Raw genomic sequence first — 17,333 nt, forward strand, 5'->3', positions numbered from 1 at the left:
TAGCTTATTGAAATAAACACAAATGTGATCCAAAAGGATACTAGAGAATAAATTATAGATTAATTTTCAAGAGGACAAATGTCTAAATACGAATTCATAAAAATTGAAAAAAAATGGCAAGAATTTTGGGATAATAATAAAACATACAAAGTAAAAGAAGATCCAAACATTCCTAAAGAAAAAAGATTATACATCCTTGACATGTTCCCCTATCCTTCTGCAAACGGACTTCATGTTGGCCATCCAGAAGGATACACAGCTACCGACATATTTGGAAGATACAAGCTTTTAAATGGATTTCATGTACTTCATCCAATAGGATTTGATAGTTTTGGACTGCCTGCTGAAAATTATGCAATACAAACAGGAACTCATCCTCAAAAAAGTACAGAAGAAAATATTAATAAGTTTAAAAAACAAATAAAAGCTTTGGGATTTGCCTACGATTGGGATCGAGAAATCAGAACACATGACGAGAATTACTATAAATGGACACAATGGATTTTTTTGGAATTATATAAAAAAGGTCTGGCCTATGCAAAAGAAATGCCTGTATGGTACTGTCCTGAACTTGGAACAGTATTGGCAAATGAAGAGATTATTCAAACTCCAGATGGACCAAAATCTGAGAGAGGATTTCACAATGTCGAAAAAAAATATTTAAGACAGTGGGTTTTAAAAATCACGAAGTATGCTGAAAGATTGTTAAACGACCTTGAAGAATTAGAATGGCCTGAATCTGTAAAAGAAATGCAGCGAAATTGGATTGGAAAATCAACAGGGGTTGAAATCGACTTTGAAATTGAAGGTCACAATGATAAAATCAAAGTTTTTACAACAAGGCCAGACACAATCTTTGGTATCACATATTTAGTAATCGCACCAGAAAGCAAGCTAATAGAGAAAATAACAAAAAATAACTTTAAAAGAAATGTCTTAAAATATGTAAAGCACGAAGAACTAAAAAGTGATCTTAAGAGAACCTCTCTTGAAAAAGATAAATCAGGCGTTTTTACAGGATCTTATGCATTTCATCCAATAACAAATGAAAAAATTCCAATTTGGATTGGAAGCTACGTACTAGGAACTTATGGTAGTGGAGCTGTAATGGGTGTTCCAGCCCACGATGAGAGAGACTTTCAATTTGCTAAAAAGTATAAATTAAAAATTTTGCCTGTAATATCAAAATCGGGAAAAAATGAAATATTAGAAAAAGCATTTATTGATGATGGAATTTCAATAAATTCTCCTAATGAATTTAATAATCTTAAAAATTCTGAAGTAAAAGATAAAGTAATAGAATGGCTTATTAAAAACAAAAAAGGGAAAGAAAAAGTTACCTACAAGCTTAGAGATTGGATTTTTTCAAGACAAAGATACTGGGGAGAGCCTATACCCATTTTATTTGATAAGCTTGGAAATGCAGTACCTTTAGAAAAAAATGATCTTCCCTTAAAGCTTCCAAAAACTGCAAACTATAAACCTTCTAGAACGGGAGAATCTCCTTTATCAAGGATTAAAGATTGGGTAAACCTAAAAGATACAGGCTTTACAAGAGAAACAAACACAATGCCTCAATGGGCAGGCTCTTGTTGGTATTATTTAAGATACCTCGATCCTAAAAACCCAAAAGAATTTGCAAGTAAAAAAAAAATTGAATATTGGATGCCAGTTGACCTATACATAGGTGGAGCTGAACATACGGTATTACACCTACTTTACTCAAGGTTTTGGCACAAGGTTCTTTATGATCTAGGGTATGTAAATACCAAAGAACCTTTTAAAAAGCTAATAAATCAAGGCATAATAACCGCATTTTCTTATCAAAAAGAAAATGGGATTTTAATACCTAATGACCAAGTTATAGAAAAAAACAGTAAATTTTTTGACAAAAGGGATAATAAAGAAGTAATCCAAGTAATTGCCAAGATGTCAAAATCCTTAAAAAATGTAATAAACCCAGACGACATTATTAAAGAATTTGGAGCAGACTCAATAAGAATTTATGAAATGTTTATGGGTCCACTAACAGATTCTAAACCTTGGAACACCAAAGGTATTATTGGTGTTTTTCGATTTTTAAACAAAATTTGGAACTTAAGAGAAAAAGAACTATCAAAAGACAATCCTCCAAAAGAAATAATATCTCAACTGCATAAAGCAATAAAAAAGGTCACAGAAGATACAGAAAAACTAAGCTTCAATACAGCAATCTCAGCGATGATGATATTTGTAAATGAGCTTATAAAGTATGAAAAAAATTATTTAAATATATTTAAACCATTCATTATTATTTTATCCCCTTATGCACCCCATTTAGCAGAAGAGTTATGGGAATATATTGGAGAAACTCCCAGTTTATTTAAAAATTCAAAATGGCCAGAATTCGATGAAAACCTTATTATTAAAGACGCAAAAGAAATTGTCTTACAAATAAATGGAAAAATGAAAGACAAAATTTTACTAAGCAAAGAGACAGATGAAGAAGAGTTAAAAGAAATAGCAATGGGAAATAGCAAAATAAAAGCAAACTTATTAAATAAAAAAATTGTAAAAATAATTGCAATTAAAAACAAGCTTGTCAACATAGTGATAAAGTAAAAAAGAGGCATTATATGGACTTTGAAAGTCTAAGCATTAGATATAGGAAAATTATATTCACAATATTTATATTAATTACTATTTTTTTAGGGTTTTTTTTAAAAAATCTTAAATTCGATGCAAACATCTTAAAACTTATCCCCAAAACTAAAGAAACTGAAAGCTTAATAGACATTGATAAAAGTAATTCACTTTTATCTACAATAGTAATATTTCAAGATAAAAAAAATATTTTCAATAAAAAAAATTTTGAAACAATAAACAGTGTAATCAATGAAATAACCAAAATTTTAAAAGTATCTCCAAATGCCGTAACAAGCATATTTTCTTATTTTCCGCAATTTAAAAAAGAAATTTACACAGATAAAGACATAGAAGAAATAAAAAATAAAATAAAGTCAACTCCATTCGTAAAAAACACATTTTTAGGCAACTCAGAAAATTTAATATACTTCATAATAATCCCATCAGAAAGTGACAAAATTAACTTCAGTAGAAATTTAAAAAATGAACTTGATGAGATGGAGGAAACAATTAAAAAATATGAAACAGACAATCTAAAGTTGTATCTTACAGGAGATTTAATAGTAAGAGAAAAAATCTTAAACTACATGGTTGAAGACTTCAAGATTTTAGGACCTCTTGCTGCTTTTGTAGTAATAATTTCACTTTATCTTATTATAAAAAATCTAATGGGTGCATTAATTCCCATTTTTATTGCATTATTATCATTGATTTGGACTTTTGGAATTAAAGGACTTGTAAACTCCCCCATTACAGTGCCAGAAACTTCAATGATTGTTTTACTCATTTCAATCGGATGTGATAATGCTGTACATATAATAAATGGAATATTTAAATTAATAAAAAAAGAACAACTCTCAAAAGAATCAATAAAAACAACAATTAAAAAACTTAAAACACCAATACTTCTAACATCTCTTACAACTGCATTTGGATTTTTATCTCTTACAACCTCTTCAATTAATGCTTACAAAACAATGGGTATATTCATGTCAATTGGAGTAATTATCTCAATGGCAATCTCATTAACCGTTTTACCTGGAATAATAACATTAATTCCATTTACAAAAAAAAAGTCTCTTGAAAAACAAAAAGAAAATAAACCGTATAGAATATTTTTCCTTGAAAAACTTGCCAAACTAAATACACAAATAACAAAGTCTATATTAAAAAGAAAATACATATCCTCTATAGTAGTCATCATCATACTGGGAATTTCTATTGCGGGTCTTTTAAAAATAGAAATCAATTTTGATGAAAAAGATTACTTTAAAGAAAGCACAAGTGTAAAAAAAACATTAAACCTAATGCAAAAAGAAATGGGAGGAATATCGATTTTCAAAATAGAACTTGAAGGCAAACCCGGTGAATTTAAAAATGCTAAAGCAATGCAAACCTTAGATTTAATTACAGACAAACTTGATGAATTTTCTGCAAAAACTCAATCAAGCTCTATTAATGGAATTTTAAAATTTGTAAATTTTAAAATTAAAAAAGAATCCCCGCTAGAGTATAAACTGCCCGAAAGCAAAACCATATTAAACAAACTAATAAATTTGATAGATAAAAGCGATTGGACTAAAGACAATAAAAAAATGTATATTAATGATGATTGGTCATTAATATCTATTATGGTAAGAATTGAAGACAACTCAACCGAAGGAATAAAAAAATTTGAAAAATATGCTATTGAAACAATTAATGAACATATGAGAAATAATAAATATCATTTTTCAGGGGTATATGATAAGGTGTTAATAGCTAAAACAATGGTAAGAGAGCAGGTTATGAACATTGTAACAACTCTTGGATCAATAACACTGCTACTTATGTTTTTCTTCAAATCTATAAAAACTGGAATAATTATTGCAATCCCAGTGGCATGGTCAGTGTTTCTAAACTTTGCTGTAATGAGATTATTTGGGATAACTTTAAACCCTGCAACAGCAACAATTGCATCTGTAAGCATGGGAGTCGGAGTAGATTATTCAATTCATTTTTTTAACACGTTTATTTTAAAATACCAAAAAAGTCAAATCTACAAAAATGCACTACTTAAATCAATACCCAGCGTATTTAATGGAATATTCGCAAATTCTATTTCTGTTGGAATAGGTTTTTTAACCTTAACATTTTCAGCATATAAAATAATATCAACTCTTGGGGCAATAATTGCTTTTACAATGCTAACGACATCCCTTGCATCACTAACTCTTCTTCCATTATTAATTTATTTATTTAAACCTAGAGTTAGAGTTAAACTGGCCTTAAATAACAATTTAAAAAATTAAAACAATAATTTAATGACCTCGCACATATTATCTACAAGATAAAAATTAATACCGCTCTTAATGTTAATAGGAATCTCTTCTAAGTCAACTCTATTTGCCTTAGGAACAATAATGTGCTCCACGCCACTACGCTTTGCTGCAATTATTTTTTCTCTAAGACCTCCTATCATCATTACATTCCCAGTAAGAGAAAGCTCCCCTGTCATAGCTAAATGGGGCCTAACAACCTTATTAAGAGCAAGAGAAATAAAAGCACTAGCTATTGTAATTCCTGCAGAAGGCCCATCTTTTGGGGTAGCTCCTTCTGGAATATGTAAATGAATAATATTTTTTTCAAAAAAAGATTTGCTAATACTTAGATCTCCTTTAATACTATTAACATAAGTATAGGCAATATTAGCAGATTCCTTCATTACGTCCCCAAGCCTACCTGTCAATTTAATTCCACCTACCTTGGACTCTGTCTTTACAGTCTCAATTATTAATGTAGAACCTCCATAATTTGTCCAAGCAAGACCCATTACCATCCCAGAATACATAGCATTAGGCATGCTTTCCTTTCTAAAAACAGGTACGCCAACATATTCTTCTAGATTGTCATTAGAAATTTGATAGGATTTGACCTCAGTATTCTCAATAAGCTTTCTTGCAACCTTTCGTACAATTTTATTTAAATATTTTTCAAAATTTCTTACCCCATTATCTCTTGCATACTCTTGAGCAATTTGAACAAGAGCTGAACTTTGAAATTTTAAAGAATCTTTATCAACTCCGTTTTCACTTAAAACTTTAGGAATTAAATACTTTCTTGCAATCTCTATTTTTTCGTTATCAACATATCCAGAAACTTCAATAACCTCCATTCTATTTAACAAAGGTCTTGGTATTGTTTCAACAGAATTAGCAGTTAAAATAAAAAATACATTCGAAATATCAAAAGGAAGGTCAAGATAATGATCTCTAAATTTAACATTCTGTTCGGGATCTAAAACTTCAAGAAGAACTGAAAAAGGGTCCCCATAATTTGAAGCAGAAATTTTATCCACCTCATCAATTAAAAAAACAGGAGAATTTGTCTTAGTAATTCTTAAGCCTTGAATAATTTTGCCAGGCAAAGCCCCAACATAAGTTCTTCTGTGCCCTTTAATCTCTGATTCATCGCGCATTCCACCAACAGAAAATCTAAAAAACTTAGTGCGCAAAACCTTTGCAATAGCTGCCCCAATAGAAGTTTTCCCCACACCAGGAGGCCCTACTAAAAGAATAATAGCCCCTTTTTGAGTCTTTCTTAATTTAAGAACAGAAATATATTCAATAATTCTATCCTTAACCTCCGTCATTCCATAATGAGTTTTATCTAAAATTTTTTTAGATTTTTGCAAATCTAATTTATCAAAATTAATTTTAAAATCTCGCCAAGGAAGCTCAGTAATAAGTTCAAGATAATTTCTAATAACAATATATTCAGCCGAGCTTGTCTCAAGAAGTGAAAATTTTTCTAACTCTTTTTCAACTACCTCTAAAGACTCACCTTTCAACTCCAAAGTCTTTAGCTTAGTTTTAAGCTTTTCGAAATCGCTGTTTTTTTTATCGCCTATACCAAGTTCAGCTTTAATAGCTTTAAGCTGTTCTTTTAAAAAAAACTCTTTTTGTTGTTTCTCTAATCTCTCTTGAATCCCCTTAGCAATTTTATTTTGGATTTCAATTAAATTAAGCTCTTCATAAATCAACTCTAAAACTTTTTTAAGCCTATCTTTTACACTCAAAGTTTCAAGAACTATTTGATGATCATTTTTTGAAGAGGAAATGGTACTGGCCACAATATCACATAATTTCCCCTTATCCTCAATATTAACCATATTTAATTGAACTTCCGGCATTTTTCTATGTGAAAATATCTCTTTAGTTCTAAGCAAAATACTACTATAAACTGCCTTTGATTGAATATCATCTTTTCTAACTGGAATTTGCTTTAAGTAGTCAATCTCAATTATAGGAAATTTCTCATTAAGAACAACTTTAACAAATTTAATCCTATCAAAAGTTGAAACGAATATGTTGTAGCCACCATCTGGAAGATTAATTTTTTTTATTACCTTTGCAGTAACTCCAACAGAATAAATATCTTTACTATAATCAATAATTAATTTCTGTTGAGCATTATTATTGTTTTTTCCTAAAAATTTATCATTCAAAACAAATAAAGCAATGATTCCATTACCTTTCATAGCATAATCGATTGCTTTCATATCAGAATCAGAGATTATAACAATCGGAATAAACATCCCTGGAAAAACTGGATGAGAGGGAACCGCTATTAAAGGTACTCTTGCAGGCTTGTTAGAATGAGGTAAAATTCCAGCTGCGGTTTTTTCTTTTTTTTTATCTATTAACCTAGCTTTTTTAAATTCATCCATAAAATTTGAAATCTCCTAAGCTAATTATAACAAAACAAATATTTTATGAAAATTCATTTAATAATATATTTTTTTATTATAAAATAATAAAATGAGAATTTGCACAGTTAAAATTATGAACATAAATTTAGATTATGATGAAAATTACAGCCCACTAAAACTGTACCATTCAATAATAAACATAATGCCCACTACTTAAAATTAATTAATCTATGGTGAAGTTAGTAAAGAAGAATCCTTGAAAAATCGATTAAAAAATAAATTCTAGAGAAGTAAATGAAAATTTGGAAACAAAAAGAAACTAATATACAAATCCAAGAATTAACTCGCATTGCTAAGCAATATAATATAAATCCCTTTGAAGCAACTTTGCTCATAAAGCGAGAAATTAAAGAAGAAGATTTCATATTTTTCCTTGAAGACAGCACAAATTTACTACACAATCCATTCTTATTAAAAGATATAGATAAATTTATAAACAGAATCAATAAAGCAATTAAAGAGAATGAAAACATATTAATCTTTGGAGATAAAGATGCTGATGGAATCACAGCAACAATAATAATGTATGAGACTCTTAAAGATTTTGGACTTAATGTAAGTTATAAAATACCTTCAAATGGAGAATTTTATGGACTTTCAAAAGAATTAATCAACATAGCTTTAGAAAAAAAAATCTCTTTAATAATAACCGTTGATAATGGTATCTCTAGTATTGAAGAAATAAATTATGCAAATTCAAAAGGAATAGAAATAATAATCACAGATCACCATCTTCCAAGCGAAGATTTTAAAACTGAAAGCATAGTTATAAATCCTCACCTAAAAGATGATAAATATCCATTCAAAGAAATAGCAGGATGTTGCGTAAGTTTTAAAACTTGCCTTGCTCTTAGCATGTCCTTTACAGATCTTTATTCTAAAAACCTTGTATTTTTATTTTTAGAAAAAACAAATAATGAAATTATTCTTAATGCAATAGAAATAAAAAACTATATTTTAAAACAATATCTAAGATTAAATAACAAAAATGACCCTTCAATTAACTTAAACAAACTAGAAAAATTTATACAAAACAAATACATAGTAATCTTTAACAAAGAAGATCAAGGTCAATTATTAAATAAACACTTCGGGATAAGCATAAATATTAACACAATTGATATTAGTGAAAATTTTATAAAAAAATACCCAAATTTCAGAAAAAAAACATTAAAAGACTTAATCCAAGCAACTAAATATTTTAGATATAAAGAAGTTGAGATTAAAGACAAGCTTTACTACATATTTTACAACATAATTTTTGAAACTAACAAAAATTTGCTCCAAAGATGTCTAAAAAGACTTAGCTTTGTTGCAATAGGAACAATAGCAGACAATATGCCCATTATCAATGAAAATAGAATAATCCTAAAAGCAGGGCTTAAAGAAATTGCACTAAGAGAAAGAATGTCTATTAATTATCTATTAAAAGATGCAAACATATTAACAAAACCAAATATAACTTCAATGGATATCGCATATAAAATTGCACCAATACTAAACTCAACAGGAAGACTTGAAAAAGCAGATATTGCAATAAACTTTTTACTAGCTGACGACATTAATCAAATAGAAAATAAATTTAAAGAAATAAAAGAAATCAACGAACTAAGAAAATATAAAGAAGAAAAAGCTTGGAATTCTCATAATAAAAATACTATTTTTAAAAATGATAAATTCATAGTTTGTTATGATAAAAACACCCCAAAAGGAATAAGTTCAAGACTTGCAACTAGACTTTCTGCTTACTACCAAAAAGTTGCTATTTTTTTAACAAAACAAGATAATATTATTAAAGGATCAATTAGGTCAAACAATAAAATCAATTCAAAAGCATTAATATCGACAATACCTTCTCATTTAATAATAAATTCAGGGGGACATAAAGCTGCCGCTGGATTTACGCTGAATGAAAATTTACTCGAAGACTTTATTAAAGAATTAGAATATGCAACTACAAAAGTTAAATATGAAACTACTGATGAAAACGAGTCAATATTAATAGATACTATTGTTCCAAAGAATTTAACAAAAGATTCTCTTTTTAAAACAATAGAAATATTTGAACCTTATGGCTATGAATTTAGAGAGCCAATATTAATGATGGAAAATGTTTACCTTCAAGAACTCAAAACAATTGACAAAAATCATAACTCAAAACATATAAATATGCGCATTAAATCACAAAACGACTACTATAAAGCTATTTTTTTTAACGGAACAAAAAAAATAGAAGAATTAAATATAAAAGAAAATCAATATTTAGACATCATTTTTACAATTAATGAAGATTTTTACTGCCCGAGAGAAAAAATTTTGAAAATCATAGACATAAAAAAGAGCGCTCAAATCAATGTATAGAATACAAAAAACCTTACTTATATTTTGTATTCTAGGAATAGAAAATATAAATTCAGAAATAATAAATACTATTCCTAAAGTCCAATATAAAAAAGAAGCATTTCAAGGAGATTACATATACTTTGCAAGTAATGAAAACTTTAAAAAGTTGTCGCTTTTAAGCATAAATAAAAATCCAATCATAAGTTCTTCTCCATTCAAATTTACAGTAGGAAGTAAAACTTACTACATAGCATTTATAGGAATTACACCAATGATAAAAGAGGGGAAAAGAAAAATTCAAATAGAATTCAAAAATAAAAGCTATGTCAAAGAAGTAGAAATAAAAAAATTTAACTTCAAAAAAACAACAATTAGTTTTAATAAAGAAAAAGCCAAGCTTATTACCCAAAAAAAATCCATAAAACAAAAAGAACAAGCTTTGGTTTTATGGAATATTATTGGCAATATTGGAGATACAACAATATATCACTACGATGCTTTAGTTAAACCCATAAAAGATCAATACATTATAACAAGTCAATATGGAGATTTAAGGCTTTACATGCAAGGCAGCAAAAAAATTTCAAATTATACGATGCATAATGGAATTGATTATGCCCCATTTAAAAGAGAAAATACTCCAATTTTTGCTGCAGGCAAAGGAAAAGTTGTATTTGCACAAAATAGAGAACTAACAGGGAACACCCTTATAATACAGCATTTGCCAGGTGTGTTTACAATTTACCTTCACCTCTCAAAATTAGGAATAAGTGAAAATAAAGTAGTTAGTGCCGGCGAATATGTTGGACATACTGGAAATACAGGCCTCTCAACAGGCCCTCATTTACACTTCGAAGTAAGAATTAATGGCATAGCAATAAACCCAGATTTCCTTTTAAATGGCATGCTTATTGACAAAAATAAAATAATAAATAATATTAAAAGAATAGAGTAAAAGGAGGTGATTTTTTGGTAACAGTCACTGTGGACAAAAATGAAAATCTTGAAAAAGCATTGAAACGTTTTAAAAGAATGATTGAAAAAGAAGCAATTATTCGTGAATGGAAAAGAAGAGAATATTATGAGAAACCATCCACAATCCGTGTGAAAAAGGAAAAAGCGTTTAAAAGAAAACAAGCAAAAAAAGTAAGAAAATTAAAACAAAAAACTAATAGGTAAATAGTAAGAGATGTTCAAATGGATATCTCTTTATTTTAAATTAATACCTCTCTTGGCTTTGATCCGTTAACAGGCCCTATATAACCCATATCTTCCATGATTTCAATAATTCGAGCTGCCCTATTGTAACCTATCTTCAACCTTCTTTGCAAATAAGATGCTGATGCTTTTCTTGTGGTTTTAACAATCTCAAGAGCTTCATCAAACATTGGTTCATCAGAAGGTCCAAGAGCAACTAAATCTTGCTCTTTTACACTATCAATAAAGATTTCATCATCAATATAATTTGGAGAACCAAATTTTTTAACCTCTTCAACAAGTCTGTAAACTTCTCTTTCTTTTAAAAATCCACCCTGAATTCTTTGAGGAAAAGGATTTAAAGAACTAATATAAAGCATATCCCCTTTTCCTAAAAGCTTTTCAGCACCAGAAGATCCAAGAATTATTCTCGAATCCATAGAACTAGCTACCATAAAAGAAATTCTTGAAGGAAAATTGGCTTTTATTACCCCCGTAATAACATCAACTGAAGGCCTTTGGGTCGCAAGAACTAAATGAATCCCCACAGCTCTAGCCATTGCAGCAAGTCTAGAAATTAAATTTTCTAAATCTTTTCTTGCAGAAAGAATAAGATCTGCAAATTCATCAATAATTATTACAAGATATGGCAAGATCATTAAATTTAAATTCTCATCTTTTATTTTTTTATTATAAGAAGAAATATCTCTTACCAATAAATTATCAAGAAGCACATACCTCCTCTCCATTTCATCAAGACACCATCTAAGAGCTTCTAATGCTCTCTTTACATCTGTAATAACTGGAGTTAATAAATGAGGAATATCATTGAAAAGTTTAAGCTCAACTATTTTGGGATCTATCATAATTAATTTTACTTCATCTGGAGATTTTGAAAAAATAATTGAAGCAATTAAAGAATTTACACAAACCGATTTACCTGCTCCAGTTGCACCAGCTATTAATAGATGTGGAGAATTAACAAGATCAAAAACAATATTTTCGCCACTAATCTCCTTTCCAAGAGCAAAAGGAATTCTAAAATCACCTCTGAATTCCTTGCTATCTATTATCTCTGAAATTACAATAAATTCACGTCTTTTATTAGGAATTTCAATTCCAACAGCTTCTCTGCCAGGAATTGGAGCAATAATTCTAACCCTAATAGCCGCAAGCCTTAAAGCAATATTATCAGAAATAGAAGTAATCTTAGAAAGCTTAATTCCCTTGTCCGGACGAATAGCATACATTGTTACAACAGGCCCTTTAATAATATCAATTAATTTAGCATTAATATTAAACTCTTTTAATGTCTCCTGGAGAATAATTGATTGCTTTTGAATTTCTTTATCATATTCAATATCCTCTACATCATTTTTAACCTCTCTCTGGTCAAAAACTGAAATATCAATAACGTAAGAATCACTTTTTTTATTCAAAACTACATTTTCGTTATAAGCATTGGGAATAGCAACTTGACTAATTATGCCTTTAGTCCTTATCTCACTGGCCTTAACCTTTCCACTAATAATTAATTTATTATCTTCAAGATTGTCCAAAGATTTATACTCACAAGACTCATCAATTTCATCTGCATTTAAAGCGCTATTATTTGAAATCTCCTTATTTGAGGAGCTTGCATCTTTGGAATCTGAGTCTTCAAAAACAGTTTTGGCTAAATTAACATTAGAGGGTTTTTTATTGTTTCTTAAAAAAGCACTAAATGACCATAAGGCTTGATATTCCTCATCATTAATAATATTCTTATTATCATCAAAAGCTTGAGGATCTTTTATATCCTCTGCAAAATCTCCATAAATTTTAATATCTTTTTTAACATCCAATGAATTTGAAAAGGGTAAATAACTTAATATGTTTTCAAACAAAATTTTAATCTTAAACTCTAAAAATTTCAAAGCATCCAAAATAAAATTAACATCTTTGAAAAAGACATAATTCAAGTAAATCCAAACAACAAATTCTAAAATTAAAAGAATAAAAACAAAAAAATTTCCCAATATTGTACCAAAATTAATAAGAAATATCTTAATAAGATAAGATTTTTCAACATTAGAATTAATTTTTATTAAAAATATTAAAGTAAAAAACAGTATTACTGTATAATTCCAATTAAATATAAATCGTTTAGTAAAAATATGTTTTTTATAGGCGTACCAATTAACAAGTGGATAAATTATTAAATAAAATGACAAGAATGAAAAAACATTAACCAGTATTTGTCCTATTAGATTGAAAACAAAAAATACAAATATATTGCTTAAAGGGGTCAATGCTACAAAAAGAGAAAAAGAAATAATCGTAAGCATAAAAAAAAACAAAAATTGAAAATACTGATAAAAATCTTTCATATTCTAAAAAAACAACAAAATGTAATTGAAAGTGCAAATAAATATATTGAAAAATAATATAGTTTTTTGTTATTAAGCATTTTAAAAAAGAAATTTATTGAGATAATGCCAACAACAAAAGCAACCAATGCTCCTAAGTTTATTTCAAAAAAATTTAAAACCATAAAAATATCATAAAATTCTTTATATTTAAATAAAATTGCTCCAAAAACTATTGGAATTAAAGACAAAAATGAAATTTCAAATGCACTTTTTCTATTAAATCCAAGCGACACCGCAGAAAAAATTGTAATTCCAGAACGAGAGATTCCTGGAAACGCACCTAAACCTTGCATCAGTCCTATAAAAATTCCTACTAACAAAATATTACCTTTAAAATCAATTTTAAAAAAATTAAATTCTAGCATCAAGATTAAAATCCCTGTTATAATAAAATTAATTAAAATAAAAGGCAATATAAACATTCTCTCGTATTTTGAAATAAAAGTTCCAACAACTCCGGTAACAATAGTTATTATTAATATTAGCAATATTAATTTTAAATTTGTCAAATCAGATTTATTAGTTTTTCTTAACGAAAATCTAATAAAAGTTAAAAAAAGCTCTAAAATCCTTTGGCGATAGTAAATAATAATTACTAAAACTGTTGCAAGGTGCAAATAAATATCAAATATTATTGGGAGCTTTAAATGCATAAAATGCCTAAAAAGCAATAAATGCCCCGAACTAGATATTGGTAAAAACTCTGTAATACCTTGAACAATACCCAAAATAATTGCATTTAAAATATTTATCATTAAATACTCCAATACTAATTTTTGGGAAATTCGCCCATAATTTTAACTATTACCGAATCTATTCCCTTCTTTTCATATAAAGCATCATAAAATACCGAATAAACTAATATTTTTTTAATATAATTTCTAGTCTGACTAAAAGGAATTGCCTCAATAAAAAGCTCTTTAGAACAATGTCCATAACTTTTTTTCCACTTTCTAACATTACCAATGCCCCCATTATAAGATGCAAGAGCCTTATAAAGGCTGCCGGTTGTAGATATTCTTTTTTTCAAATAATATGTCCCAATTATTATATTATCTTTTGGGATCTTTAAATTATAATCAAAATACTTAAGTTCTTTAGAAATATCATTCGCTGTTGACGGCATAACCTGCATAAGGCCAACAGCACCGGGTTTTGAGACAGCATTTTTCTCAAAGCTACTTTCAGCTTTTATTAAAGAAAATACAATGCTGGATTCAAGCCCACGCCTTTTAGCCCAATATTCTACCAAAGATCCATAAAGATATGGATAAAGCCTTTTATAGTCATTTTCCATTAAAGCAGATTCATCTTGATTTACAAGATAATTAATCACAAGGGTTGCATCGTAATAATTTTCACTCTTTAAAAGCTCATCGTATATTCTTCGATAAAAATCGAGTGAAAATTTATATCCATTCCTAAAATCTTCAGAAATAAACCCTCTAACATAATGATAAAGATTAAATTTTAAAAATCCCTCCAAAAAAATCTCATAATCAGATTGCTCATATTTAATATCATGTCCACTTGTAAAAAATTCATCAATATTTTGATCTAATAAATACCTGCTCATAAATGAAGAATAAGACCATTTATCATAATTAATAGCAGAATGCAAAAGACTCTTGTATTCTCCGCTTACATTAGATTTAATTAATTTATGATATATAAGCCTTGCATTAATAAAAGCAAGCTTAGATAAAATAGAATCAGAAATAACTTTTTGAGCATTAGAATAAAGCTTATAAAGGTTGCCATAGTCTTCAAGCTGAATTGATTCTAAAATATAATCTTCTAAAATCTTAATAAAAGTAGAATTTTTTTTATCACTCTCGGTATAAAACTTGGCTACGCTTTCGGCAAAATAATTTCTTGCACTTTGAGTAAAAATTAAATTACTAAAAGCCGTATTAAGCAAATCAAGCCTGTTGATCTCATTTTTAAGATTTAAGCCCTCAAGATATTCCTTCAAAAGAAGAAGGCCTGAATTATTTTTCCCCCTAAGATTTAGAATACCCAAATAATAATTTTTATATTTGCTCCTTATTTTACTAAAAAATGTTAAAGCATTTGAAATTTTGCCAGAACTAATAAAAGCCTTATAAACATCACTTAATACAATGTTATTGTCATAATAGCCACTTAAACCATTTTTATTCAATATATTTATTGCACTATTAAAATTACCATTTGCCACTTCATACTTAAACCTAACAAGATTTAAAAAATTTGTACCAAAGTACTTAGACTTATTTTCAATAATAAAGTAATCATAAGCCCTTACATGTAAATAATTTGCAGGTAAATTTTCAAAAAGTTCATTAAAATAAATTTTCGACTCACTTACATTAGAAAGATTAAGATAAAGAGCCGCTTTTAACAAAATATTTTCATTTTCCTGATAATCAGGAAATTCCATCTTATTAAGCTTATTTAAAAGGCTAAGTGCCTTATCGTTTTTCTTTTGCCAATAAAGACTTTTGAAATACCCTAGTATAATAAATTTATTATTTTCGTATTTTTTATAAAGACTCTCCCCAATCAATTCAGACTCAGAATACTCTTTTATTGAGTTAAAATATTCAATAAGTTTAATTCCAGCAAACTGGGATGCAATATTATCTCCATTGGCTATAGCCTTTTTCATATACTCTACAAATTTCTCTTCAAACCCTATTTTTTTAAACAAATAAGCAACGTATATATAAGAACTTGGATCTATGTTAAAATGCTTGTCAAAATTTTTTTTTGAATAATCAAAATTCCATAACCAATTTAAATTATTTAAATCAAACTCTTTTGAATGCATCTTTATAAAATCACTACTCGAAACTTCTTTTTTAACAACGCAAGAAAATAAACTTAAAAATAAAAAAAGAAAATTTTGCAATACGCAAGAATTTCTATTAAACATATTGATCGTTTTCATATCTCTCAATTCTTTTTTTACCACATTCAAAGTAATATGAGATAAAATCTCTAGGCTTCAAAATTTTTGAAAAAACTAAAAATAAAGAAAAAAATATCAAAAGAAAAAGAGAAATAAGGCTCAAATCCAACATAGGAGAATGGACCACTCCTTCACTTGAATTTAACTTAAAATTGTTTTTTACAGCATCATTCTCAAAATCTTCTCTAAGATCTAGTTCAACATCTTCATCTGAAGTATCTATTAAATCTTTGTCAATATCTGCAATAATATCTTCAACGCTTAAATCATGCAAATCTTCTTCCTCATCCTCTTCTAAAGATTCTTCTAATTTTTGAAACTCAAAATTATTAAGGTTTAAAGACTCTTCATTAATATACTCAACTTTTTTATTTTCTAAATTAAGCTCTTTAGAATCAACATAATTTTCGTCATTATCATCAAAACCTTCAAAATCTGAATCACCTGAATCATCTTTTTGATCTTCTTCAGTTTTTAGATCTAAAGAATTAATAGCAGGAATACTTAAATCAAAAACATCTTTTTTAACAAAATCATCTTTTTCTTCAAAATTTAAATCAAATTCAGAACCCAAATTTTCAACAGGCAAATCATTGCCAATGCCGCTTTTTAAATCATTTGAAAGCCTACCCCCATTAGACCCTTTAAAGGTTTGATTAAAATCTAAAAGACTTAAATCAAACTTAGATTTATCTTGAATCCCATTAGATTCACTATAAACATAAAGTATTTCGTCCATAACTTTAAAATAAACATTTACACTTAAGCTTTCCCTTTTTAAATTATCCAAGAAAAAAGAACCAACTAAAAAAGGATCTGAAAAATCTTCATATTCACTAACATAAAAATTCAACTTAATACTAGTATCACCTGCAACCTTGCCTAATATTACCCTCTTAACAGAACTATCATCTAAATTTAAAACCGAATAATATTCATTATTAGATAATTTAATCGCTAAAAACCCTTTCAAAAATTATAACCTCTTTGCTTTATTTTATTGAAACCAAACTTATATACTAATTATAGTTATCATTATTATTATAACTATAAT

At 27.9% G+C, this 17,333-nt stretch carries 10 protein-coding genes; 5 read left to right on the top strand and 5 right to left on the bottom strand.

Features of this window, described 5'->3' with window-relative positions:
* The first annotated feature begins 78 nt into the window (after positions 1-78).
* Entirely contained in the window at positions 79-2,601 is a 2,523-nt protein-coding gene (gene leuS, locus BG_RS01225; protein ID WP_011193591.1) for a leucine--tRNA ligase, read from the top strand.
* Between the two features lie 14 nt (positions 2,602-2,615).
* Positions 2,616-4,916 carry an efflux RND transporter permease subunit gene (locus BG_RS01230; RefSeq protein WP_011193592.1) on the top strand — a complete coding sequence of 767 codons (2,301 nt, stop codon included), beginning with the start codon at positions 2,616-2,618 and terminating at the stop codon, positions 4,914-4,916.
* Here the strand turns inward: BG_RS01230 and lon are convergent.
* A complete protein-coding gene (gene lon / locus BG_RS01235; protein WP_011193593.1) occupies positions 4,913-7,333 on the bottom strand; it encodes an endopeptidase La in 2,421 nt (806 codons plus the stop codon). The two genes, BG_RS01230 and lon, sit on opposite strands and share 4 nt — an antisense overlap.
* A gap of 276 nt (positions 7,334-7,609) precedes the next feature.
* Here lon and recJ point away from each other — a divergent pair, with 276 nt between their 5' ends.
* Genes recJ through rpsU form a run of 3 tightly spaced genes read left to right on the top strand, consistent with a single transcriptional unit; the run spans position 7,610 to position 10,897 of the window.
* Positions 7,610-9,736 carry a single-stranded-DNA-specific exonuclease RecJ gene (recJ, locus tag BG_RS01240; RefSeq protein ID WP_011193594.1) on the top strand — a complete coding sequence of 709 codons (2,127 nt, stop codon included), beginning with the start codon at positions 7,610-7,612 and terminating at the stop codon, positions 9,734-9,736.
* A complete protein-coding gene (locus BG_RS01245; RefSeq protein WP_011193595.1) occupies positions 9,729-10,673 on the top strand; it encodes a M23 family metallopeptidase in 945 nt (314 codons plus the stop codon). The genes recJ and BG_RS01245 overlap by 8 nt, the downstream gene beginning before the upstream one ends.
* Positions 10,674-10,687: 14 nt before the next feature.
* Positions 10,688-10,897, top strand: a complete 210-nt coding sequence (rpsU, locus tag BG_RS01250; protein ID WP_002656880.1) for a 30S ribosomal protein S21 — start codon at positions 10,688-10,690, stop codon at positions 10,895-10,897.
* 35 nt (positions 10,898-10,932) lie between these two features.
* Here the strand turns inward: rpsU and BG_RS01255 are convergent, their stop codons facing one another.
* From BG_RS01255 to BG_RS01270, 4 genes are read right to left on the bottom strand one after another with little or no spacing between them, the layout of a single operon-like run.
* Positions 10,933-13,284: a DNA translocase FtsK gene (locus BG_RS01255; protein ID WP_011193596.1), complete on the bottom strand. Its 2,352-nt coding sequence runs from the start codon at positions 13,282-13,284 to the stop codon at positions 10,933-10,935.
* Positions 13,281-14,081 (bottom strand): undecaprenyl-diphosphate phosphatase, encoded by an 801-nt coding sequence (locus BG_RS01260; RefSeq protein WP_011193597.1) that lies wholly within the window; start codon positions 14,079-14,081, stop codon positions 13,281-13,283. The genes BG_RS01255 and BG_RS01260 overlap by 4 nt, the downstream gene beginning before the upstream one ends.
* 14 nt (positions 14,082-14,095) lie before the next feature.
* Positions 14,096-16,243 (bottom strand): flagellar assembly lytic transglycosylase, encoded by a 2,148-nt coding sequence (locus BG_RS01265; protein WP_011193598.1) that lies wholly within the window; start codon positions 16,241-16,243, stop codon positions 14,096-14,098.
* Positions 16,236-17,252, bottom strand: coding sequence for a hypothetical protein (locus BG_RS01270; protein ID WP_011193599.1), 1,017 nt, complete (start codon positions 17,250-17,252; stop codon positions 16,236-16,238). The genes BG_RS01265 and BG_RS01270 overlap by 8 nt, the downstream gene beginning before the upstream one ends.
* Positions 17,253-17,333 lie beyond the last annotated feature (81 nt).

This window comes from Borreliella bavariensis PBi (genome assembly GCF_000196215.1).
GTDB classification, from domain to species: Bacteria; Spirochaetota; Spirochaetia; order Borreliales; family Borreliaceae; genus Borreliella; species Borreliella garinii.

What these genes read in the sequence shown, in the direction of transcription:
- leuS (WP_011193591.1), top strand. Translation starts at nt 79, where the DNA reads ATGTCTAAATACGAATTCATAAAAATTGAAAAAAAATGGCAAGAATTT.
- BG_RS01230 (WP_011193592.1), top strand. Translation starts at nt 2,616, where the DNA reads ATGGACTTTGAAAGTCTAAGCATTAGATATAGGAAAATTATATTCACA.
- lon (WP_011193593.1), bottom strand. Translation starts at nt 7,333, where the DNA reads ATGGATGAATTTAAAAAAGCTAGGTTAATAGATAAAAAAAAAGAAAAA.
- recJ (WP_011193594.1), top strand. Translation starts at nt 7,610, where the DNA reads ATGAAAATTTGGAAACAAAAAGAAACTAATATACAAATCCAAGAATTA.
- BG_RS01245 (WP_011193595.1), top strand. Translation starts at nt 9,729, where the DNA reads ATGTATAGAATACAAAAAACCTTACTTATATTTTGTATTCTAGGAATA.
- BG_RS01255 (WP_011193596.1), bottom strand. Translation starts at nt 13,284, where the DNA reads ATGAAAGATTTTTATCAGTATTTTCAATTTTTGTTTTTTTTTATGCTT.
- BG_RS01260 (WP_011193597.1), bottom strand. Translation starts at nt 14,081, where the DNA reads ATGATAAATATTTTAAATGCAATTATTTTGGGTATTGTTCAAGGTATT.
- BG_RS01265 (WP_011193598.1), bottom strand. Translation starts at nt 16,243, where the DNA reads ATGTTTAATAGAAATTCTTGCGTATTGCAAAATTTTCTTTTTTTATTT.